This window comes from Burkholderia sp. 9777_1386 (genome assembly GCF_015712265.1).
Lineage (GTDB): Bacteria > Pseudomonadota > Gammaproteobacteria > Burkholderiales > Burkholderiaceae > Burkholderia > Burkholderia cenocepacia.
On the sequence record NZ_JACCQB010000016.1, the window covers coordinates 62,116 to 85,215 of the forward strand.

18 protein-coding genes are annotated in these 23,100 nt (G+C 67.1%); 10 read left to right on the top strand and 8 right to left on the bottom strand.

Annotated features, from left to right (window positions below; genetic code table 11):
* Positions 1–26: 26 nt before the first annotated feature.
* The 4 genes from ceoB to H0X91_RS14905 all read left to right on the top strand — a co-directional run bounded on the left by ceoB (position 27) and on the right by H0X91_RS14905 (position 6,214).
* Entirely contained in the window at positions 27–3,227 is a 3,201-nt protein-coding gene (gene ceoB / locus H0X91_RS14890; RefSeq protein ID WP_006484500.1) for a multidrug efflux RND transporter permease subunit CeoB, read from the top strand.
* A 10-nt stretch (positions 3,228–3,237) separates the two neighbouring features.
* Positions 3,238–4,773 (top strand): multidrug efflux transporter outer membrane subunit OpcM, encoded by a 1,536-nt coding sequence (gene opcM, locus H0X91_RS14895; protein ID WP_006494234.1) that lies wholly within the window; start codon positions 3,238–3,240, stop codon positions 4,771–4,773.
* Positions 4,774–5,089: 316 nt separating this feature from the next.
* Complete coding sequence (locus tag H0X91_RS14900) at positions 5,090–5,494, top strand: hypothetical protein (RefSeq protein WP_062910282.1); 405 nt, start codon at positions 5,090–5,092, stop codon at positions 5,492–5,494.
* A gap of 306 nt (positions 5,495–5,800) precedes the next feature.
* Positions 5,801–6,214 (top strand): hypothetical protein, encoded by a 414-nt coding sequence (locus H0X91_RS14905; RefSeq protein WP_043204459.1) that lies wholly within the window; start codon positions 5,801–5,803, stop codon positions 6,212–6,214.
* 258 nt (positions 6,215–6,472) lie between these two features.
* Here H0X91_RS14905 and H0X91_RS14910 read toward each other — a convergent pair whose 3' ends face one another.
* Both H0X91_RS14910 and H0X91_RS14915 read right to left on the bottom strand, forming a co-directional pair.
* Positions 6,473–7,966, bottom strand: coding sequence for a M81 family metallopeptidase (locus tag H0X91_RS14910; protein WP_062910283.1), 1,494 nt, complete (start codon positions 7,964–7,966; stop codon positions 6,473–6,475).
* Positions 7,967–8,038: 72 nt separating this feature from the next.
* Complete coding sequence (locus H0X91_RS14915) at positions 8,039–9,343, bottom strand: MFS transporter (protein WP_006494237.1); 1,305 nt, start codon at positions 9,341–9,343, stop codon at positions 8,039–8,041.
* A 161-nt stretch (positions 9,344–9,504) separates the two neighbouring features.
* Between H0X91_RS14915 and H0X91_RS14920 the strand changes: the two genes are divergently transcribed.
* The 5 genes from H0X91_RS14920 (at position 9,505) to H0X91_RS14940 (ending at position 15,729) form a co-directional block, all read left to right on the top strand.
* Positions 9,505–10,473 carry a LysR family transcriptional regulator gene (locus tag H0X91_RS14920; protein WP_006484475.1) on the top strand — a complete coding sequence of 323 codons (969 nt, stop codon included), beginning with the start codon at positions 9,505–9,507 and terminating at the stop codon, positions 10,471–10,473.
* Between the two features lie 293 nt (positions 10,474–10,766).
* A complete protein-coding gene (locus H0X91_RS14925) occupies positions 10,767–11,177 on the top strand; it encodes a hypothetical protein (RefSeq protein ID WP_196433112.1) in 411 nt (136 codons plus the stop codon).
* 46 nt (positions 11,178–11,223) lie between these two features.
* Entirely contained in the window at positions 11,224–12,858 is a 1,635-nt protein-coding gene (locus H0X91_RS14930) for an LVIVD repeat-containing protein (protein ID WP_196433113.1), read from the top strand.
* Positions 12,859–12,902: 44 nt separating this feature from the next.
* On the top strand, positions 12,903–14,192 hold the full coding sequence (locus H0X91_RS14935) for a DUF6765 family protein (RefSeq protein ID WP_230877951.1): 1,290 nt from the start codon (positions 12,903–12,905) through the stop codon (positions 14,190–14,192).
* Positions 14,193–14,517: 325 nt separating this feature from the next.
* A complete protein-coding gene (locus H0X91_RS14940) occupies positions 14,518–15,729 on the top strand; it encodes a hypothetical protein (protein ID WP_330165487.1) in 1,212 nt (403 codons plus the stop codon).
* Here H0X91_RS14940 and H0X91_RS14945 read toward each other — a convergent pair.
* Positions 15,692–16,627, bottom strand: a complete 936-nt coding sequence (locus tag H0X91_RS14945) for a helix-turn-helix transcriptional regulator (protein WP_179148650.1) — start codon at positions 16,625–16,627, stop codon at positions 15,692–15,694. The two genes, H0X91_RS14940 and H0X91_RS14945, sit on opposite strands and share 38 nt — an antisense overlap.
* Positions 16,628–16,770: 143 nt before the next feature.
* Positions 16,771–17,661: a LysR family transcriptional regulator gene (locus H0X91_RS14950; protein WP_080322771.1), complete on the bottom strand. Its 891-nt coding sequence runs from the start codon at positions 17,659–17,661 to the stop codon at positions 16,771–16,773.
* Positions 17,662–17,762: 101 nt separating this feature from the next.
* Between H0X91_RS14950 and H0X91_RS14955 the strand changes: the two genes are divergently transcribed.
* The gene (locus H0X91_RS14955) at positions 17,763–18,203 is read left to right on the top strand and encodes a PACE efflux transporter (RefSeq protein WP_006484477.1); all 441 of its coding nucleotides are present in this window, start codon (positions 17,763–17,765) and stop codon (positions 18,201–18,203) included.
* Positions 18,204–18,314: 111 nt separating this feature from the next.
* On the opposite strand, the gene H0X91_RS14960 is transcribed toward H0X91_RS14955, so the two are convergent.
* The 4 genes from H0X91_RS14960 to H0X91_RS14975 form a co-directional block, all read right to left on the bottom strand.
* Entirely contained in the window at positions 18,315–19,166 is an 852-nt protein-coding gene (locus H0X91_RS14960) for an alpha/beta fold hydrolase (protein WP_006484487.1), read from the bottom strand.
* Positions 19,167–19,404: 238 nt separating this feature from the next.
* Positions 19,405–19,734, bottom strand: coding sequence for a DUF3579 domain-containing protein (locus H0X91_RS14965; protein ID WP_006484473.1), 330 nt, complete (start codon positions 19,732–19,734; stop codon positions 19,405–19,407).
* A 25-nt stretch (positions 19,735–19,759) separates the two neighbouring features.
* The gene (locus H0X91_RS14970; RefSeq protein WP_196433115.1) at positions 19,760–21,121 is read right to left on the bottom strand and encodes a sigma-54-dependent transcriptional regulator; all 1,362 of its coding nucleotides are present in this window, start codon (positions 21,119–21,121) and stop codon (positions 19,760–19,762) included.
* Complete coding sequence (locus H0X91_RS14975; protein WP_069352614.1) at positions 21,111–23,024, bottom strand: sensor histidine kinase; 1,914 nt, start codon at positions 23,022–23,024, stop codon at positions 21,111–21,113. The genes H0X91_RS14970 and H0X91_RS14975 overlap by 11 nt, the downstream gene beginning before the upstream one ends.
* Positions 23,025–23,100: the final 76 nt, after the last annotated feature.

Below are 23,100 nucleotides of genomic sequence, written 5' to 3' on the forward strand. Positions count from 1 at the left end.
CCGCGTTCAACCAGACAGAGCAACCCATGAACATTTCCAAATTCTTTATCGACCGGCCGATCTTTGCAGGAGTCCTATCGGTGATCATCCTGCTCGGCGGGGTGATCGCGATGTTCCTGCTGCCGATTTCGGAATATCCGGAAGTCGTGCCGCCTTCGGTGATCGTGAAGGCGCAGTACCCGGGCGCGAACCCGAAAGTGATCGCCGAGACGGTCGCGTCGCCGCTGGAAGAGCAGATCAACGGCGTCGAGGACATGCTCTACATGCAGTCGCAGGCGAACAGCGACGGCAACATGACGATCACCGTCACGTTCAAGCTGGGCACCGATCCGGACAAGGCCACGCAGCTCGTGCAGAACCGCGTGAACCAGGCGCTGCCGCGCTTGCCGGAAGACGTGCAGCGGCTCGGCATCACCACGGTGAAGAGCTCGCCGACGCTGACGATGGTGGTCCACCTGATCTCGCCGGACAACCGCTACGACATGACCTACCTGCGCAACTACGCGCTGATCAACGTGAAGGATCGCCTGTCGCGGATCCAGGGCGTCGGCCAGGTGCAGCTGTGGGGTTCGGGCGACTACGCGATGCGCGTGTGGCTCGATCCGCAGAAGGTCGCGCAGCGCGGGCTGTCGGCCGAGGACGTCGTGCAGGCGATCCGCGAGCAGAACGTGCAGGTCGCGGCCGGCGTGATCGGCGCATCGCCGTCGCTGCCCGGCACGCCGCTGCAGCTGTCGGTGAACGCGCGCGGCCGTCTGCAGACGGAAGACGAATTCGGCGACATCGTCGTGAAGACGACGCCGGACGGCGGCGTCACGCACCTGCGCGACATCGCGCGGATCCAGCTCGACGCGTCCGAGTACGGGCTGCGCTCGCTGCTCGACAACAAGCCGGCCGTCGCGATGGCGATCAACCAGTCGCCGGGCGCGAACTCGCTGCAGATCTCGGACGAGGTGCGCAAGACGATGGCCGAGCTGAAGCAGGACATGCCGGCGGGCGTCGACTACAAGATCGTCTATGACCCGACGCAGTTCGTGCGCTCGTCGATCAAGGCCGTCGTGCACACGCTGCTCGAAGCGATCGCGCTGGTCGTGATCGTCGTGATCGTGTTCCTGCAGACCTGGCGCGCGTCGCTGATTCCGCTGATCGCGGTGCCGGTGTCGATCATCGGCACGTTCTCGCTGCTGCTCGCGTTCGGGTATTCGATCAACGCGTTGTCGTTGTTCGGGATGGTGCTCGCGATCGGGATCGTGGTCGACGATGCGATCGTCGTCGTCGAGAACGTCGAGCGCAACATCGAGAACGGGATGAACGCGCGGCAGGCGACCTACAAGGCGATGCAGGAAGTGAGCGGGCCGATCATCGCGATCGCGCTGACGCTGGTCGCCGTGTTCGTGCCGCTCGCGTTCATGTCGGGCCTGACCGGCCAGTTCTACAAGCAGTTCGCGATGACCATCGCGATCTCGACGGTGATCTCGGCGTTCAACTCGCTGACGCTGTCGCCGGCGCTGTCCGCGATCCTGCTGAAGGGGCACGGCGACAAGGAAGACTGGCTCACGCGTGTGATGAACCGCGTGCTCGGCGGCTTCTTCCGCGGCTTCAACAAGGTGTTCCATCGCGGGGCGGAGAACTACGGCCGCGGCGTGCGCGGCGTGCTGTCGCGCAAGACGCTGATGCTCGGCGTGTATCTCGTGCTGGTGGGCGCGACGGTGCTCGTGTCGAAGGTCGTGCCGGGCGGCTTCGTGCCCGCGCAGGACAAGGAATACCTGATCGCGTTCGCGCAGCTGCCGAACGGTGCGTCGCTCGACCGCACCGAGAAGGTGATCCGCGACATGGGTTCGATCGCGCTGAAGCAGCCGGGCGTCGAGAGCGCGGTCGCGTTCCCGGGGCTGTCGGTGAACGGCTTCACCAACAGCTCGAGCGCGGGCATCGTGTTCGTCACGCTCAAGCCGTTCGCGGAACGGCACGGCAAGGCGCTGTCGGCCGGCGCCATCGCGGGTGCGCTGAACCAGAAGTACGGCGCGATGAAGGATTCGTTCGTCGCGGTGTTCCCGCCGCCGCCGGTGCTCGGCCTCGGTACGCTCGGCGGGTTCAAGATGCAGATCGAGGATCGCGGCGCGGTCGGCTACGCGAAGCTGTCGGATGCGACCAACGACTTCATCAAGCGCGCGCAGCAGGCGCCTGAACTCGGCCCGCTGTTCACGAGCTACCAGATCAACGTGCCGCAGCTCAACGTCGATCTCGATCGCGTGAAGGCGAAGCAGCTCGGCGTGCCGGTGACCGACGTGTTCAACACGATGCAGGTGTATCTGGGTTCGCTGTACGTGAACGACTTCAACCGCTTCGGACGCGTGTACCAGGTGCGCGTGCAGGCCGATGCGCCGTTCCGCCAGCGCGCGGACGACATCCTGCAACTGAAGACGCGCAACGACAAGGGCGAGATGGTGCCGCTGTCGTCGCTGGTCACCGTGACGCCGACGTTCGGCCCGGAAATGGTCGTGCGCTACAACGGCTACACGGCGGCCGACATCAACGGCGGCCCGGCGCCCGGCTTCTCGTCGGGGCAGGCGCAGGCCGCGGTCGAGCGCATCGCGCACGAGACGCTGCCGCGCGGCGTGCGCTTCGAGTGGACCGACCTCACGTACCAGCAGATCCTCGCGGGCGATTCGGCGATGTGGGTGTTTCCGATCAGCGTGCTGCTCGTGTTCCTCGTGCTCGCCGCGCTGTATGAAAGCCTGACGCTGCCGCTCGCCGTGATCCTGATCGTGCCGATGAGCATTCTGTCGGCGCTGACGGGCGTGTGGCTCACGCAGGGCGACAACAACATCTTCACGCAGATCGGCCTGATGGTGCTGGTGGGGCTGTCGGCGAAGAACGCGATCCTGATCGTCGAATTCGCGCGCGAGCTCGAACACGACGGCAGGACGCCGCTCGAGGCCGCGATCGAGGCGAGCCGGCTGCGGCTGCGCCCGATCCTGATGACGTCGATCGCTTTCATCATGGGCGTGGTGCCGCTCGTCACGTCGACCGGCGCGGGTTCGGAAATGCGTCATGCGATGGGGGTCGCGGTGTTCTTCGGGATGCTCGGCGTGACGCTGTTCGGGCTGATGCTGACGCCGGTGTTCTACGTCGTGCTGCGCACGCTCGCGGGCGGCAAGATTCACGTCGCCGGCAAGGACTCGGCGGGTTATGGCGTGTCGCCGTCGGGTGCGTCGGCTTCCGATGCTTGAGGATAGAAAGATGGACAACATGCACAACACGAACGGCCTGATGCGCTTCGCGAAGGTGGCGGCCGCGAGCACCCTGCTCGCGACGCTGCTCGCCGCGTGTGCGGTCGGCCCCGACTACCAGCGTCCCGACGCGGCGGCGCCCGCCGCGTTCAAGGAAGCGCCGACCCTCGCCGCCGGCGAGCAGGCCGGCACGTGGAAGACGGCCGAGCCGTCGGATGGCGAACACCGCGGCGAATGGTGGAAGGTGTTCGGCGACCCGGTGCTCGATTCGCTCGAGACGCAGGCGCTTGCCGCGAACCAGAACCTGAAGGCCGCGGCCGCGCGGGTCGAGGAAGCGCGGGCGGCGACGCGTTCGGCGCGCTCGCAATGGTTCCCGCAGGTCGGCGCCGGTTTCGGGCCGACGCGCGAGGGGCTGTCGTCGGCGTCGCAGTTCCAGCCGCAGGGCACCGGCCCGACCAACGCGACGCTGTGGCGCGCGCAGGGCACGGTGTCGTACGAAGCCGATCTGTTCGGCCGCGTCGGCCGCAACGTCGAGGCGTCGCGTGCCGATCAGGCGCAGAGCGAAGCGCTGTTCCGTTCGGTGCAGCTCGCGCTGCAGGCCGACGTCGCGCAGAACTACTTCGAACTGCGTCAGCTCGATTCGGACCAGGACCTGTACCGCCGCACGGTCGAGTTGCGCGAGCAGGCACTGAAGCTCGTGCAGCGCCGCTTCAACGAAGGCGACATCAGCGAGCTCGACGTGTCGCGCGCGAAGAACGAACTGGCGAGCGCGCAGGCCGATGCGGTCGGCGTCGCGCGCCGGCGCGCGGCGTCCGAGCATGCGCTCGCCATCCTGCTCGGCAAGGCGCCCGCGGATTTCGCGTTCAAGGAAACGCCGATCGTGCCGGTCGCGGTGAAGATTCCGCCGGGCCTGCCGTCCGCGCTGCTCGAACGCCGCCCGGACGTGTCGGCGGCCGAACGCGCGATGGCGGCCGCGAACGCGCGGATCGGGCTCGCGAAGTCGGCGTACTTCCCGAAGCTCGATATCACCGGGTCGTTCGGCTATGAAGCGTCGACGCTCGGCAACCTGTTCCTGTGGTCGAGCCGTACGTTCCTGCTCGGGCCGTTCGCCGGTACCGCGCTGACGTTGCCGCTGTTCGACGGCGGACGGCGGGCGGCCGGCGTGCAGCAGGCGCGCGCGCAGTACGACGAGCAGGTCGCGAATTACCGGCAGCAGGTGCTCGTCGCGTTCCGCGAGGTCGAGGACAATCTCGCCGATCTGCGCCTGCTCGACGACCAGATCCGCGCGCAGGATGCGGCCGTCAATGCGTCGCGCCGGGCCGCGACGCTGTCGCGGACGCAGTACCAGGAAGGCGAGGTCGCGTATCTCGACGTGATCGACAGCGAGCGCTCGGTGCTGCAGTCGCAGTTGCAGGCGAACCAGTTGACCGGTGCGCAGGCGGTGTCGACCGTCAATCTGATCCGTGCGCTGGGCGGCGGGTGGGGCGCGGCGCCGACGGCGGTCGGCGATGCGGCGTCCGTCAAGGCGGAAGTGGCGGCGCGGTGACGCGCGAACGGCGGGCGGTTCGTCGCTCGCCGGCCGGGAAGCGAAAAGCCCCGGCATGCAGGCTTTGGTCTGCATGCCGGGTTTTTTCTATGGGGCGTCGCGAATTTCGGGGAGGAGCGGTCAGTCGACAGCATCCGGGAGATCGGTAACAATCCATCTGATTCTCACGGGTAGCTGCTGATCGTGACGGAAGAGATATGACGCATTCCTTATAGGCGCATCACGACAATAGCGTTCCCATCCGGTTTCCACTACCAGATCATCGAGAATCCGAATGCGCTTTGCGGTGACACGATAAAACCTCGAGAGGGGTACGATGGCAGACTCAATCTCGGATGAGGAGCTGTTCGAGCTCTGGCTCAATAACTTCCTGAAGTGGCTGGAAGCTTTGACCATGGAACCAGTCGAGCTTTGTGATACTTGGGGAAACTACAACGTCGCCTGGGAATTGGTTTCCGACCTGAACACGGCCGGAAGTTTCATCGTCGCCGTCAAGTGCGGGTATCTTACTGAACGACAAAAACAAGAGATTCGCGTTTTTCTCGATAGTCTCACCCTGATACCGAAGTCGTTGCTTGTTTCAGCGACAACGGCAGCGGCCAATCGAAAAGCGATGAGCGACGCGTGTTGGGTGCGCTATCGCGAAGGCGCGCTCGCCCTGCTGGTTATCCTCCGGCCTGCGGCCGAAAGGAACAGAGAATACTTTTCCCGCCAGAAATGATCGGATGATTACTTCGGGCCGATGCCGGCCATCGACTTCGCGCGCAAGCGCATCGTTCGATGGCGTCACGGACGGAGCCGCACCGATAGATGCAAGCGTTGAATTCCGGTCTTGGTCGACACGGCGGCCGTCTAATCGTGGAGTAGTATTCCCGCATGTCCGCGGTTATTGTCCAGGCCTCCACGGCGCCCGGCCGATGATCTACCCGTGACGGCGGTGGCAAGCTCGTTAGCGAGCGTCTGGAACCTGCTTCGACGATACGTGCGGCGGCGCCGTCCGCGGCGACGGCATTGACGGGAACGCATCATGTCAACCGAGTGGAAGCACCGCGTCAGACTGTTTATCCAGCGCTTCTGGCAGCCGACCAGTGCGTGCATGACCTGCATGCCGGGGAGCTGGGGAAATATCACGAGCCTGCCCCACTGGACCATCGCATTTCATACGGGTCTGCTGACCGGGCTCCTGGCTGTACTTCTGACTTTCACGCCGGTGGGGAAACTCTATGCGCATCGATATGGCAATGCGCTGGTCGTTGGCGTCCTGACGACGTTGGGCGATGCGTACTCGCACACGAGTCATTACCGTATCCCCTATGTCGAGCACATCGTGACGGGTGCCATTTCAGGTCTATTGGCGCTTGCGGCCTCCTATCTCTTCGAAGATCGCGCGCGGCGCCTTCGCGCGGTGTGGGCTCGCGTTTCCGGACAGCTTATCCGCTGACTTTCCGGGCAACGTGCCGACAAGTGACCGTTGCGGGCCGGAAGTGAGACGTCCACGGAAATCCACGAAGAACCTTTTTCATTGCACCGCATGTCGCAACTAACGGTCAGTTCCGCCCGGCACCTTCCGACGGCGCGGCGGCGTCCCGCCCCGCGCGCCGTCGATGGATGACGACGATCAGCGTGCGGGCAGAGCGGCAACGCGTGACGCCGCGTCCGCATCCGCGCGGAACCGGTCACGCGCCACCACATCACCGCATCACGCGCCGCCGAACGCGCGTCCCATCGGCTTCATCCGCATCCCGCGCGCGAGCCGGGTCCACGGCAGGTCCGCCGGGTCGGCCTGCATCGGCCCCGGCGCCTTGGCGACCAGCACCGCGTGCGCGATGTCCTGGAAATCGGCGCGGAAGTGCACCGAGCTCTTGTTGACGAGAATCTTCATCGCCTCCGGCTCGATTCCGCCCACCCGATACAGATTGCGATCGAGCATCTGCGCCTTGCCGGCGCTCACGACGATCCGCACGCCGTCGATCCGCAGGCACGCGACCGGCCCGACGTCGGCCTGCATGCCGTTCATCATCGGGCCGTCGTAGCGGCAGATGCCGTCGGACAGCGCGACGACCTCGAAGCGCGCGCGAAGCGGCTCGTCGCCGGGCACGCCCGAGCCGCCGAGCGACAGGTCGATGCGCGCGCCGGTTCCCGCGCGCCACGCCACGGCCACCGCCGCCGGATCCCACAGCAGGCCGAGCGCCGCGTCCTGCGCGCCATGACGCAGCAGCGCGCGAAGCAGGCCCGTCGTATTCGAATCGCCGCCCGCGCCCGGGTTGTCCTGCGTGTCGGCGATCACGACCGGTTTGCTTGCGTCCGCCGCGAGCCGCATCGCCTCGCGCACGGCGTCGTCCGGCGACAGGAACGGCACCTGCCACTGCGCCTCGTCGGCCAGCATCGTGTCGTACAGCGTCTGTACGGCGGCCTCTACCGCGTCGGCGTCGCCATAGCCCCAGATGACCGGCCCGCATTCCGGGAAATCCGCGGCCGGGAAGCCCGGTGCGAACGACAGCGACACCACGCCGCCGGCTTCGAGCGCCGCAAGGCGCGCGTACATCGTGCAAGCGGGATCGAGCAGCGTGCACATCCCGTTGATCGGAATCAGGAACGGCAGCCGCCGCGCCGCGCGATGCAGCGGGCCGCGGCCCGCGAGCAGGCGTTCGAGCAGCGCGGCCGCGCGTGCGCCGGTTTCCGCCATGTCCACGTGCGGATACGTGCGAAAGGCGACCAGTGCGTCGGCGTGGCGCAGCATCAGGTCGGTCACGTTCGCGTGCAGATCGAGCGACGCGACCACCGGCACGTCCGGGCCGACCGCGGCGCGCACGCGCTCGAGCAGGGTGCCTTCGCCGTCGTCCGTGTGCTCGGCGACCATCGCGCCGTGCAGGTCCAGATACACCGCGTCGCAGTCGCCGCGTCGCGCCGCCTCGACGATCTCGCCGGCGATGCGTTCGAAGGCGTCCTCGGTGACGTGCGCCGACGGGCTCGCGCCGGCCCAGATCACCGGCAGCAAGCGCCAGCCGCGCCGCTCGGCCGCGTTGATGAAGCCGCCGGCCGGAATGTTGACGTCGCGTAGCGCGAGCACGTCGGCGCCGCGCACCAGCGCGGGAAATCCTTCGCCGCGTTCGAAGTTGGCATAGGCGGCCTTGGTGGGCGCGAAGGTATTGGTTTCATGCTGGAAACCGGCAACGAGAATGCGTCGGGTCATGTGTCTGAGTCCAGTAAAGCAGGTGGGTGTGCGGGGTCGATGGGGCGCTACGGTGCCGTCGCGGCACGCCGGTCAGCGCGCTGCGGCGGGCAGGCGGTTCATGATCAGCGCGACGGCGCCCGCGACCATCAGCGCGACGATCACGAGCAATCCCGCCTGCATGCTGCCGGTGGCGGTGCGGATCTCGCCGATCAGCGTCGGGCTGAGGAAGCCGCCGAACAGGCCGATCGTGTTGATGAGCGCGATGCCGCCGGCCGCCGCGTTGCCGGTCAGGTATTGCGACGGGATGGCCCAGAACACGGTGTAGGCCGCCCACAACAGCGCCGTGGCGATCGTCATGCAGACGAGCGAGATCGCGAGATTGCCGCCGGCCCAGGTCGCGGCGGCCAGCGCGGCCGCGCCGACGAGCGCCGACACCGCGCTGTGCCAGCGGCGTTCGCCGCGCCGGTCCGAGCGCCGGCCGATCACGAGCATCGCGCAGGCGGCGCCGATGTACGGAATCATCGAATAGAAGCCGATCTGCATCGTGTCGGTCACGCCGTTGGCCTTGAGGATCGACGGCAGCCAGAAGCTGACCGCGTAGATTCCGCAGATCATCGTGAAGTACGCGAACGCCAGCAGGTAGACGCGCGGGTCGCGCGCTGCCTGCCCGAACGCGTGGTGGCCGGCCGCGGGCGTCTGCAGCTCGGTGGCGAGCAGGCTTTTCTCGCGGTCGCTCAGCCACGTCGCATCGTCCGGGCGATCGGCCAGTACCTTCAGCACCAGCAGGCCGAGCACCGCGCACGGCAAGCCTTCCGCGACGAACATCCACTGCCAGCCGGCCAGCCCGTGCGCGCCGTCGAGGGCCGTCATCAGCCAGGTCGACAGCGGCGAGCCGACGATGCCGCCGATCGGCCCGGCCAGCATCACGACGGCCATCACGCCGGCCATGCGGCGCGGGCCGTACCAGTAGGTCAGGTAGAAGATCATGCCCGGCGCGAAGCCGGCCTCGAACACGCCGAGCAGAAAGCGCAGCACGTAGAACGACGTGGTGTCGTGCACGAACATCATCGCGGCGGACGTGAGCCCCCACAGCACCATGATCCGGCTGATGGTCTTGCGCGCGCCGATCCGGGGCAGCATCAGGTTGCTCGGAATCTCGAACAGCACGTAGCCGAGGAAGAAAATGCCCGCGCCGAGGCCGTAGGCCGCGTCGGAGAAGCCGAGCGCGCTTTGCATGTGAAGTTTCGCGAAGCCGATGTTGACGCGATCCAGATACGCGAACGTGTAGCAGAGCAACAGCAGCGGCAGCAGGCGCCAGTTCAGTTTGCGGTACAGCGCCTGTACTGGCGCGCTGTCGTGCGCGACCGGACGGCGGGAGGTTGGGACGGCGGACATGTCGCTCTCCAGTGGCGTAAGCGTGTTGCGGGACGGGTTCCGATTGCCGCATCGTCGAAGAGCCGAAAAAGCAGAGCAAGAGCAACTTAAGTGATCTAATGTTGCTCGACAGGCAACACTCGGGCAAACCGCCAGCAAACATCAGACAGACCGGACACGCCATGCGCGAACTCAACCAGCGCCGCTTGCGCTACTTCCACGAGGTGCTGACCCACGGCTCCATCCGCGGCGCGGCCGACAGCATCAATACCGCGCCGTCCGTGATCACGCGGCAGATTCGCCTGCTCGAGGAGGAGATCGGCGTCGAGCTGTTCGAACGGCAGGCGCGCGGCGTGCGGCCGACCGAGGCGGCCGCGCATCTGCTCGAATACTGGCGCGGTTGCCGCTCGCAGCAGGAATTGTTCGAGGAACGCCTGCAGGCGTTGCGGCGGCTGCAATCCGGCCAGGTGCGCATCGTCACCAGCGAAGGCTACGTCGACGTGCTGATGGACGAGGTGCTGACCGATTTCTGCATGCGTTACCCGAAGCTCGACGTGATCGTCGATGTGCTGCCCGTCAACAACGTGCTGCAGGAAGTGGCGGAGAGCCGCGCGCACATCGGGCTCGCGTACAACCCGCCGGCTCATCCGGAGATCGCGTATCTCGCCACGTCGTCGCAGCCGGTGGTGGCGCTCGTTCATGCCGGCCATCCGCTCGCGGTGCGGGGCGGCGCGGTGCGCGCGCACGAACTCGGCGAATATCCGCTCGCACTGATGCCGCCGGCGTTCGGCCTCGGTCAGGTCGCGCAGATGCTGGCGTATACCGAGAACCTGCCGATCCGTCCGACGCTGACGACCAACTCGCTCGCGGTGTTGCGCCATTTCGTGAAGCGCCACGAGGGGATTACGTTGATCGGCGCATTCGCCGCGTATCGCGAACTCGAGAGCGGCGAACTCGTCGCGCTGCCGATCGCGCATCCGTTGTTCGATTCCGCGAAAGCGCGCCTGCTCGTGAAGGCGGGGCGGCCGCTCGGCGTCGCGGCCGATACGTTGCTGAACTGCCTGCTGCACGACATGACGATGTTCGCGGGAGCGGCGACGCGTCGGGGCCCGACCGGGAAACGGCCGCGCGCGGCGAAGCGCGCGCGTTGACGGGCGCTGTCGCCGGAGGCGACGCTCAGGCGTCGGCGCGTCGTGTGTCGTTGATGCGATTTCCCGGCAAGCCGTCGCGCCGGGCTCCCGTTCCCTTTCCCGCCACCCGCCGAAACGACATCGGCGCGGCGCTTCATTCGTCGCGCCTACTCGGGTTACTCGGTACGCAATTTCTCGACAGTCCGCAATAAGTTGATATCTCGTCGCGGCACCGCTCACTACCATCCATCGATATCGAATCCACCCGATGGGCGGGCGGTTTGACGGAGCCACCTCGCGTGGCGTGAGTGTCGATGGAACGAAGCACGAGCATCGAGGCAGGGCGCCGGGCGTCGGCATGGATCGCGATCGCGTTGACGCTGCTGCTGGCGTACGGCGTCGCGAGGCATGTGTCGCGGGCATCGCCGGCGCTGCCGCAGCAACGGCATTTTTCCGTCGACGTGGACCGCGACCGGGCGCCGTGGGCGCGACCCGTGATCGCGATTCACGAAGGCATGCCGGTGCATATCGACGTGCATGCGCGGGAAACCGGCGTCCTGATGGCGCACGAAATACCGGGGGCGTTGGCGGCATGCGCGTCCGGCAGCACGCAGTCGCTGGATATTGTCCCGGTCGGCATCACCGGGCGTTTCTCGCCGCATTTCCACAGCCGGACCGGCGACACGATCGAGGTCGCCGTGATCGAAATCTATCCGGGGCCGTGACCGCAGCGCATTTTCACCACGACAAACAAGACGGAAGGAGACAACGATGCGATCACCGATTCGCGCAGCGTTCGCGCTGTCGCTCTGCATGTTCGTGCTGACCGGCTGCGGCGGAGAAGCCGATGACACGCCGGCGGCCACGCCCGGCGTGTCCGTGGCCGACTATGTCGTGCCGCGGGTGCCGAGCTGCAGCCCGGGCGATACGCCCGAGACCGCACTGCAGGGGCAGGTGCCGGCCGCACTTCGACAGGCCGGCTTCGGTGGCTTCAACTGCAACCTCAAGCGCGTGAGCCAGGTTCAGGGCGAAGGCGCGTCGTGGTCGGCCGCCACGTATACCGACAGGAAAGGCCAGACCTGCTTCTATCACGCGACGATGGGCGCGAGCGCGCTGTTCAACAATCCCGATGCGCCGCCGCGCGTGAACCCGGGCGTGCCGGTGATCGACATCACCAACCCGGCGCGGCCGGTGCGGGTGAGCTCGCTGACGTCCACGTCGATGATCGATCCGTGGGAGTCGCTGCGCGTGAACGTCGCGCGCGGGATCCTCGCCGCCGACAACGGCCTGGGCGGCGGTGGCGGCCCGGAGATCGACCTGTACGACATTGCTTCGGATTGCACACGGCCGCAGTTGCTGGCGAGCGTGCCGGTCGGCACGGGCGCGGACGGCGGTATCGTACCGACCACCCGGTCGCTCGGCCACGAAGGCGGATTTTCACCCGACGGGCTGACCTATTACGTCGGCGGCGCCTTCACGAAAAGCTACTACGCGATCGACCTGACCGTGCCGACCCGGCCGAAGATGATTTCCGCGATCGGCCTGCCGGATCTGGGCATGGGCAGTTTTTCGCACGGCCTGTCGGTGAGCCAGGACGGAACGCGGGCGTACTTCGTCGCGTCGGGGAACGGCGGTGCGGCCGTCGGCATGAGTGCGCCGCCGCTGAACGACGCGAACGCGACCGGCGACAACGGCTTTTTCGTCGTCGATACCAGCGAAGTGCAGAGCCGGCGTCCCAACGCGCAGATGCACCGGATCGCGACCGTGCCGGTGCGGAACGGCAGCGTCGCGCAACATACGATCTCGTTCGCCGTGGCGGGCAAACCGTATCTGATCGAAGTCGACGAGGGCGGGGGCGGCGGGCTCCAGGATCCGGGCGCAACGGCGGTCAAAGCCGCATGCAATGCCGGTGTGGCGCCGTTCCCGATGGGGCACATCTACGACATGTCCAACGAAGCTGCGCCGCGGCTGGTGTCGGAGCTCCGGCTCGAAACGCACGCGATCGCGAACTGCAGCCAGGTCATTCCCGATATCACCGGCCTGACCACATTCACGTACGGCGCGCACTACTGCAGCGTCGACAACCGGCAGAACGCGACCGCGCTCGCGTGCAGTTACTTCAACTCCGGCATTCGCGTCTTCGACATTCGCGATCCGTCGAAGCCGAAGGAGATCGCGTACTACAACCCGGCTTCGGTGAAGTCGCCCGGCGCGGGCTCGGCGCATCTGATGTTCGGTCAGTACCGTGCGGGCGGGCCGGACTGGTGTGCATCGCGTCTCGATTTCGATTTCGATCGCCACCTGCTGACCACCGCATGCCAGGACAACGGCATGCTCGTGTTGTCGTTCGAGAACGACAGTTGGCCGTTCCCCGAAAGCACGAAGGCGACGGAGATCGGCAATTGATGCGCTTTCGCCGTGACCTGCTGGTTTGCGCGATTGCGCTCGCGATGCCGCTGACGTGTGCCGGTTTCGAGGCCGACGTGCACTTCGGCCTCACGCTTTGGCTGGCACGGCAGGCCGGCTTCGCGCCGCGCGACGCCGAGGCCATTGCGCTCGCGGATCAACGCATCGATGCAGGATCGATCGAGTACATGACATCGCCGTTGCAGTACGCGTGCCTGTCGCGCTTTGTCCCCGATGCGCTCGATGCGCAGGCCCGACACTATCCGGGCGCGCGCAGCGTACCGGTCGATGCGCAGGCAAGAGCCGTAGTGCCCGGTGGGCCGGCTGCGCTCGCGCCCGTCGACGCGGCGCTCGGCAAGGCCGGCGGCGGCAAGGCCGCGTTCATGCTCGGCGAATTCGGCCGCGCGCTCCATGGCTGGCAGGATTCGTGGGCGCATCGCGGTGTGCCGTCCGTTCCGGACTGGAGCCGCGCCGGCATCGCGTGCGATGCCGGTCTGGCGATGGCGGCGCCGCTCGATCGACACGCATCGTCGAGCCACGCGGCGGAGCTGACCTGGCGTCGGGTCGCCGATGTGGAAGCGATGGCGCAGGCGACCTACCTTCAGATGATCCGGTATCCGGCTATCGATGGAGCGGCGCGGCAGGCGGCACCCTGGGATCAAGTCCGGCAACGGCTTCCCGACTTCGTCGCTGCGCGAACGAAGCGCGCGAAGTCGGACTGGTTCGTCGCGAACGGCATCGCGGATACGTCGTTTCTCGACGGTATCAGCCTGCCCGACGGGCCTGCGTGGAAAACCGTCCGATGGCATGGGCGGCGCGACCTGCCCGCGCCGCTGCCGTCGGCGATGCAAGCTGGCGTCGACAAGGACATCGTCGATTTCTACACACGCTTTCTCAGCGACTGGGTCACGACGTCGCCGGTCGACAAGCGCTGGCTGCCCGCGATTTCGGTCGAGCGCGGGCAGAAGCCTGACGATGCGTTGGTCAACGCGCTGGTTGGATGGAGACTGAGGGATCACGGCGCTTATCTGGCCGTCGAAGGGTTACCGCATTCGGCGACGCATTCGCTCGCACCTGCGCGCAATCGCACGTCGTTCGAGGTGTTCAGGTCATTGAACGACGCCGTGCTGCCGCTGATCGTCGAAGGCGAGAAGCCGTCCCCCGTCCTGCCTTTCGTGGTGTTTGCGCTACCGTGGTCGAGCGCCGGCCACCCGCGCGCCGTTGCACTCGTCAAACTGCTCGACGCACCGTACGACACCGTGGGGATCGTGTCGGAGAAGCGCAATGGAATCGGCTGGAAGGTGACGGGATGGATCTCGTCGGCCGACTACTGATCGGGAAGACGTCGAAATGCGTGACGATATCGTGCATCAATCGGCGCGGGCGAGCGGCCAGTTCGAAGGCGTCGCATTGCACGGAAAGGGACGGCTGACCTTCGGGCTCGCATGGATTGTCTTGTGCACGCCAACCGGCGCGAGCGCCCACGCATGGAATATCCCGTACTATCTTCCGGTGCCGTTGTGGCTGTATGCGTATGCCGCAACGGGCACGCTGATGGTGTCCTTCATGATCCTTGCGTTTGCGTCGGGCATGCGCGCACCCGAGCCGGGAAGGCGATCCGGAACCTGGACGAAAGCGCTGCGAATCCCGGTTCCGCTCGTGAACGCCGCGCAAATCGCGAGTGCGGTATTCGTCGCGCTCCTGGTCGTGGCCGGCCTCGCGGGAACCACGAATCCGTTCCTGAACCTGGCGATGCCGGGCTTCTGGATCTGGTTCTATCTGGGCGCCTTGTATGTCAGCGCGATATTGGGTGACGTTTATGCATTCACCAATCCGTTTGCGCTTCTGTTGCGAATCGCCGTGCGCTGTTTCCCCGTCCTGGAGCGCGGGCGCTTTCGTTATCCCGAACATCTCGCCTCGTGGCCCGCGTTGGGCGGCTATATCGCGCTCATCGCGCTGGAACTGTTCGGCGCGGGGCGCCCCCGAGACGTCGGCCTGTTCCTCGTCGCGTATGCCGCGTATGCGCTGATTGGCGCGTTCTGCTTCGGGCGCGAGCGCTGGCTCGCCCACGGCGATACGTTCGGCGTGCTGTGCAGGCTATGCGCGAAGCTGTCGCCGCTGAAATGGTGTGGGGCAGCGCGGCGTCACGTGATCGTGGAATCGAGAAAGCCGGTCGCGGACATGTCGCGCGCCGGGCCGGCGGATACCAGCGTCATCGCCTTTCTGTCGTTCATGCTGTCGTCGACGGCCTACGACGGCTTGCGCGATACGGCTACGTGGCACGCATTCTTCTGGCGCAGCATCTATCCGCACGTCGTCGATCTGTTTCCGTCGCTCGGCCGGCACTACGCTTTTTCAGCGGACATCCTGCTGATCTGGCAATGGGTGGCGTTCGCGATCATCGGCATCGCGTATTACCTGGTGTTCCGGGGCTGCTGCACGCTCGGCGCGATCAGTTCGCGTTCGTCGTCGGGCGGAGCGTCGTTCTCGCGGCAGTTCTGCCTGATACTGCTGCCGATCGCGTTCTTCTACAACGTCTGCCATTACTTCACGCTGTTCTGGGATCAGGGGCGGCAGATCTTCCGGCTCGCGTCCGATCCGCTCGGGCTCGGGTGGAATCTGCTGCCGGTGGCGGCCGCGGCCGATCAGATGTCGGCGGCCCAGGCGCTCATCGACGTCGGATACATCTGGCATGCGCAGGTGCTCCTGATTCTCGCCGGGCACGTCGTGAGCGTGATGCTCACGCATGCGATTGCCGTCCGGAGCGGCCGTCCGGCCGCAACGGCGACCGTCGGCCAGTTGCCGCTGCTGGTGCTGACGATCGCATTGACGATCAGCGGCCTGTGGATTCTGTCGCTTCCGCTGGCGTAGCGGTCGCGGCGCGCGGCTTGAGTGCGGAGGGCGACACGCCCCACCGCTTGCGGAATGTCGCCGAAAAGTGGCTCGCCGACGAGAAGCCGCAGTCGATCGCGGCTTCCGTCACGCCGTATGCCCCGCGCTCGATCAGGCGGCGGGCGGCTTGAAGGCGGTTCTCGATGATGTACTGGTGCGGCGTCAGTCCGTTGGCCTTTCTGAAGCTCCGGATGAACGAATAGAGATCGCCCGGGTAGCCGACCGCATCGGCCACCATCATCAGCGTCAGCGGGCCGCGGAAATGGTCCCTGATGTACTCACCGGCCTTGCGCATCATGCCGGCATGCGCATATTGCTTCGCCTGCGGCCGAGATTCCAGGTGCAGCATGCGGTGCAGCGCGGCTGAGCCGAGCGCTTCCGCATAGGTCGGGCCCTGCGGCATCCCCGCGACGGCGTCTTCATGGAGGCTGCGGACGATCTGTGTGAGCAGGTCGTCGATCACGTCCGTCCGGAGCGCGGCCGACGCGAACCAGACGTCGCTTTGCAGCCCTGTCCGCGACAGCCATGACGGTTCGAAGTGGACGCTGATCCACTCGATTTCATCGGACCATCGGCCGGAAAACGAGAAGCCGGGCGGAACATAAGCCAGCGGTCCGCGGATGCGGGTCGGTGCCCACCGGCCGGTGTTCGTTCGCAGCTCGAGTGTCGTGGGCGCCTGCAGATACATGCCCAGGATCGGGCCGGTCGTCTCCAGATCGACGATTTCCGTGGCGCCAGCGATGTAGTGCTCGATCGAGACCGCGGCGAACGATGGCGCGACGGGCTGCCTTTTCCACTTGTGCGGCGGATGCCAACCGACGCGGCTTCCGTTCGGCGCAATCGCGCAGACGTCCCTCATGGCTGGCCGGCTGATCACGCGTTCTCCTTTCGTCTGATCTGGCGAGCGGTTCCCGAGATGCGATTCGATGCCTCGATGGCATCGCGCAAGCGAACCCACTGTAGGCCGCGATACTTACTCGTTGCTTACCTGGCGGCGTGTGTGAGCCAGGGCCGCAACCGTCAGGAATTGCCGGCGGCAGCCCGCAGCGCCCGCACCAGCTCGCTCGCCGCCTTGCCGAGCCCCGTATGTTTCGGCCGCCGCAAGTACACGGGCAGCGGCAACCCGTTGCGGATGTTCGCGAACACGAGCGGCGCGAGTTCGCCATCGGCCACGTACCGGCCGATGATCGATTCCGGCAAATTCGCCCAGCCATGACCGGCCTTCACGAGCGCGATCGCGGTGGCCATGTCGGTCACCTTCCACGTGCGGTTGCCGATCAGCGGCCGCACGTCGGTCAACGGCCGTTCCGGATCGGCGATCACGATCTGCCGAAATCCCGACAACCGCTCGATCGTCTCCGGATGCGCGACATCGGCAATTGCCGGATGGCCGGGCGCGGCGACCGCGATCAGCGTCTCGGTCCACAGCGCGTGAATCTGTTCCTGCGGATGCAGATCGAGCCCGCCGTACGCGACGCAAAGATCGACGGCGCCGCGATGCAGCGCATCGACGATCACATCCTGCGGCGCCGTGACGACGCTGACCGCGAGCGCCGGATATTGCGCCGCGACGGCCGTCAGCGCGCGTGCAACCGGCGCACCGTCGATTTCGGCCGCGAGCCCGAGCCGCAGCGTGTCCTCGACGCCTTCCGACAAGTGCTGCGCATGCGCGCGCAGCGCATGCAGCCGTTCGGCGATCGCGCGTGCGTCGGGCAGCAGCGCGGCCATCGCGGCGGTCGGCGTCGGCTCGCGCGTGCCGCGATCGAACAGCACGAGGTCGAGTTCGGCCTCGAGGTTCGCGATCGCCATGCTGACTGCCGACGGCGTACGGCCGAGCGCACGCGCGGCCGCCGAGAACGAGCCTTTGTCGATGACGGTCAGCAGCATGTCGATGTGATCGCTGGTCAGCATGGTCGGCCGTCTCCTGTCAGAAAAATTGAAAGGACCTGACTTTGGCGGACGACGTGCCCGCGGTAGTCTCGCCACCTGGTTCGATATGAAGGTGGTCGGTCATGCAAGGATGGAAGAGACGCATAGTCTACGTCGTGATGTTCGAGGTGCTCGGCATCCTCGTCGCGTCGTCGGTGCTCGGCATGTTGAGCGGCGCGAGCGCGGCGACGAGCGGGCTGCTCGGCGTGATGATCTCGACGACGGGCGTCATCGTCAATTTTCTGTACAACCTCGGCTTCGAGGCGTGGGAGCGGCGGCGCGCGGAAACGACGCGCACCGTCGGGCGGCGCGTCGTGCATGCGATCGGGTTCCAGATCGCGCTCGTGACGTTCCTGATTCCGCTGATCGCGTGGTGGCTCGACGTGTCGCTGCTGCAGGCGTTCCTGTACGACGCGGTGCTGATCGTGTTCTTCCCGATCTTCACGTTCACGTACAACTGGGCGTTCGACAGCGTGTTCGGGTTGCCGGACGCGGTGACGCGCAAGGCGGCGCCGGTGGCATGACGCAGAGGGATGCGAAACGATTCGATGCGGGCAGTACGCGTCGTGTCGTTTCGGTAGCAGGCCGTGCGACGACGGCAGCGAAGACGGGCGGCGCGCCTGCCGCCCGCGACGTTACGCGCCGACGAACTCGTGCACGTAACGGTTGAACACCGCGGGGCTCGCCGCGTTCATTCCGTGCGATGCGCCGGCGACGGTCTGCCGTTGCGCATCGCCGATCCACTGCGACAGCGTGTCGACGTTGTGACGGAACATCTTCGGGCTGCGCTGGCCGTCGATCAGCAGCGTGCGGCATGCGATGTCGCCGGCCGTGTGCTGCGAATACGCGGGCAGCGGGTCGCGCAGCTGCTTCGGCAGCGTGCTCGCATTGTCGATCGCCATCGTGCGAAAGCGCGCCGTGCTCTTCTTCCATGCGCCGGGCAGGCTCACGGAATCGACGAACATCTCGAGACCGGCTTCGACGTCGCCTTGCCCGATCAGGTTCACGGCCTTCGTGCGCAGCGCGAGGGCGGCGGCCGGCAGCGCGGCTTCGCGCACGCCGGGCTGCTGGAGCGGGCCGCCCGGATCGGCGAGCGTCAGCGACTCGACGAGGTGCGGATGCTGGCGCGCGACGTTGAACGCGACGCTGCCGCCGCGCGAATGGCCGACCAGGTGCACGGGGCCGAGATCGAGCGCATCGATGAATTCGGCGAGCTCGTCGACGTGGTTCTGCCAGCTGAACTCGTCCTGAATGCCTGCTTCGACGGCCGGCCAGTAATGGCTGAGGCTCGGCGCGATGCAGCGGTAGTGGGCCGACAGCGCCGCGAGCTGCGGATCCCAGTAGCGGTAGTCGCACAGCGAGCCGTGCACGAACACCATCGGCGCACCGCTGCCCCGCTCGACATACGGCAGGCTGATGCCTGACGAAAGCGTCGCAAATTGCAGGTCGGGGTTCGCGAGCACGGACGGCTCGATTCGCATGTTCATGGCTGAAAGGCTCAAAGGTGCGTCAACACGACGCAACTATGCATCACGGCGACCTGCAAGGAAAACGCATAATTTTCATCGTGACGATCAATTTTTTTGATGGCACAGCCGGAAACCCCTGTCGGAGCGTGGTCATGTACCGAAGCCTTCAATCGTCTGACGATTCGTTTCGCCGATGAAAGGGCGTGCCGCGGGCTGCGCGCACGCGCGCTGGCATCGGAACGGGGAAGGGGGCGCGTCAGCGCACGCTCAACGCGGGCGCGGTCTGAAGCTCGACGGGGAGGTCGTTGTCGGTGGCGAACTGCATCGCGAAATCGAATGCGTCCGCGCAGACGGCGCGCAATTCGTCGGACACGAACAGGCATTTGACGCCGCCGTCGACGACCGGCATCGCAAGCCGCGACAGCGCGCACGGATAGCCGGGCCGCCGTTCGCCGACGAACAGCGTGATGACGCCCGCGAGGCGCTCGGGCCAGTCGCTCGGGCGGAAGGTTTTCTGCGCGCGCGTGACGCCGCGGATCAAATGGCCGGCGATGCGGCCGTGGTCGGTGATGTCGATGCGATCCATGCTGGGGTGCGTGTCCTCGTGCGCGTCATTCGCCGCCGTCGGCCGCGGCGTCGCCGCGCGCGGGAATCCGGAGGTTGCGCAGCTTGTGATAGAGCGTTTTCTTCGGCATGCCGAGCGCCTCGCTCGCGTCCGCGACGTTGCCGTGGTGACGCCGCAGCATGTCCTCGATCAGCATCCGCTCGAAATACGCGAGCTGCTCCGCGAGCGTGCTGCCGGCCGTCGGCGTGCCGCCGGACGACAGCAGGCTGTCGCCGGTCAGCCCGAGCACGAAGCGGTCGGCCACGTTCTGCAGCTCGCGCACGTTGCCCGGCCACGCGTGCGTCATCAGTTCGGATACCTGCGCGGCGGTGACGACCGGCGCCGGCTGCCCGAAGCGCCGCGCGGCCGCGAGCACGAAATGCTCGAACAGCAGCGGCACGTCCTCGCGCCGCTCGCGCAGCGGCGGCAGCTCGATCTGCGCGACGTTGAGGCGATACAGCAGATCCGCGCGAAAACGTCCGTCGGCCGCGAGTTCGGCGAGATCCGCCTTCGACGCGGCCACCACGCGGCAGTCGACCGGAATCAGGTCGTTCGCGCCGAGCCGCTCGACCACGCGTTCCTGCAGCACGCGCAGCATCTTGATCTGCAGCGCGATCGGCATCGTCTCGATCTCGTCGAGGAACAGCGTGCCGCCGTCCGCCCACTCGATCTTGCCGATGCGCTTCTTGATCGCGCCGGTGAACGCGCCGGCCTCGTGGCCGAACAGCTCGCTCTCGAACACCTGCTCGGGCAGGCCGCCGCAGTTCAGCGCGACGAAATGCGCGTCGCGGCGGCCGCCGAAGTCGTGCAGGCTGCGCGCGATCAACTCCTTGCCGGTGCCCGTCTCGCCGGTGATCAGCACCGACACCGACGTATCGGCGAGGCGCAGGATCTTCTTGCGCACGTCGGCCATCGCGGGCGACTTGCCGAGCACGAACGCCTCGATGCCCTGCCAGTTGTTCAGCGCCGCGCGCAGCCCCTGCACCTCGAGCGTCAGGCGGCGCTTCTCGACCGCGCGCGCGACGCGGCCGGCGATCACGTCCGACGAAAACGGCTTCTCGATGAAGTCGTACGCGCCGACCTGCATCGCGCCGACGGCCGTCGAGATGTCCGCGTGGCCGCTGATCAGCACGACCGGGATCTGCGCGTCGATGGCCATCACGCGGCCGAGCAGCTGCAGCCCGTCGATGCCGGGCATCCGCACGTCCGACACGATCACCACCGGCGCGCCGGGCGCGACGTGCGCGAGCGCGTCGGCGGCGGACGCGAACGCGTCGACCGGGAACCCGGCGAGCGCGACGGCCTGCTCGACGCCGATCCGGACGTTTTCATCGTCCTCGACGACCAGCACCCGAATCTCATCTTCCATGCTCTGTCCTTTGTTGCGGCGTCGCCGCCGCGAATTCGATGGTGAATTGCGCGCCGCCTTCGTCGCGGTTCGTCGCGGTGATCCTCGCGCCGAACGCCTCGACGATGCGCGACGTGATCGCGAGGCCGAGCCCGAGGCCCTGGCCGCGCGGCTTGGTCGTGACGAACGGCTCGAACAGGTGCGGCAGCACGTCGGGCGCGATGCCCGCGCCGCTGTCGGTCACCGTCAGGCGCACGCGACCGGCGTCGTCCGCCTCGTCCGCGTCGTCCGCGTCGTCCGCTTCGACCGCCTCGATGACGATGCGGCGCACCGGCGCGTCGTGCACCGCGTCGAGCGCGTTGCCGAGCAGGTTCACGATCACCTGCTGCAACTGGCTCGATTCGGCCGAGACCGTCGTGCCGGGCGCGATGTTCACGTCGAGCCGTACGCCTTCGTCGCGAATGCGCGCATCGTAGATGAGCCGCGCATGCGCGACGGCCTCGTTCAGCGATACCGCGACGCGCTCGACGTCGGGCTTGCGCGCGAAGGTCTTCAGCTCGCCGGTGAGCACGGCCATGCCGTCGACCAGCTTGCCGACCCGCTCGAGATTCGCGAGCGCCGGCGCCGGCTGGCCGCGCTCGAAGAACGTGCGCGCGTTGTCGCACAGCGTGCGGATCGCGACGAGCGGCTGGTTCAGCTCGTGCGTGAGGCCGGCGGCCATCTGCCCGAGCACCGCGAGCTTGCCCGCGTGCACGACTTCCTGCTGCGACGCGCGCAGCCGCTGCTCGGTGCGTTCGCGCTCGTCGATCTCGCGCTGCATCCGCTCGTTCGCGGCCGTCAGCGCGGCGGTGCGTTGCGCGACGGTCAGTTCGAGCCGGTCGTTCGCGCGGCGCAGCGCATCCTGCGCGTTCAGCCGCGCGAGGATCGCCCGGCGGCGCTGGATCGCATAGCCGACCAGCAGCGCGACGATCAGGAACGCGCCGGTGACGAACACGAACGCCGTCTGCTGCTGGCGTCGCGCGCCCGCGATGTCGAGCAGCACCATCAGCGAATCGCCGGCCTGCGGCGCGGGGCGCGACATCACGAGATAGCGCGTGGTGCGGCCGGCGTGGCGCGGATCGGGGAAGGTGCCGAACCACGCGGCCGAGCTGCGATCGCCGATGCGGCGATAGGGCAGCGCGTCGACGGTGCGGCCCGCGTACTGGCGCGACGCCTGGATGTCGCGCTGCTGCTGCGCGGTGATCGGGCGCAGCGCGGTGAATTTCCACGCGGGCTCGGTCGAGATCACGACCACGCCGTTGCTGTCGACGACCATCGCGGCGACGCCCGGCGCGCGCCATGCCGATTCGAGCGGATCGACGCTGATCTTCACGGCGGCCACGCCGATCGGCACGCCGTCGCTGCGCACCGCGCTCGCGAAGTAGACGCCCGGCACGCCGGTGTTGGTGCCGATGCCGAAGAAGCGGCCGCTGCCGCGCGCGAGCGCGTCCTTGAAGTACGGCCGGTACGACACGTTGGTGCCGACGAAGCTGATCGTCTCGTTCCAGTTGCTCGCGGCGATCACGTCGCCTTGCAGGTCGATCACGTCGACCGCGCCGCTGCCCGCGTCGCGGTTCACGGCTTCGAGGTAGGTGTTCACCGCATGCACGCGCTCGGGCGCATCGTTCGGCGCGGCTTTCAGCATCGCGCGCACGCCGTCCTGCCGCGCGACCAGCCCGGGCAGGATCTCGAAGCGGCCGAGCTCGCTTTTCAGGCTCGACGCATACAGGTCGAGCCGGTGCGCGCCGGCTTCCTCGAGCGCGTCGATCGCGCGTTCCCACGCGAAGTCGACGGCCGCGCCGGCCACGCCGACATACAGCACCGCGGCCGATGCCCAGCCCCACCACGGGATTCCCTTGAAGCTCTTCTGCACGTTCGCCCTCATCGAAGCCCGCTATCGGCGTGAACCGGCCCTGGCCGCGTTGAACGACGCGCGCCGCGCACCGGCCAAGGCCGGCGGC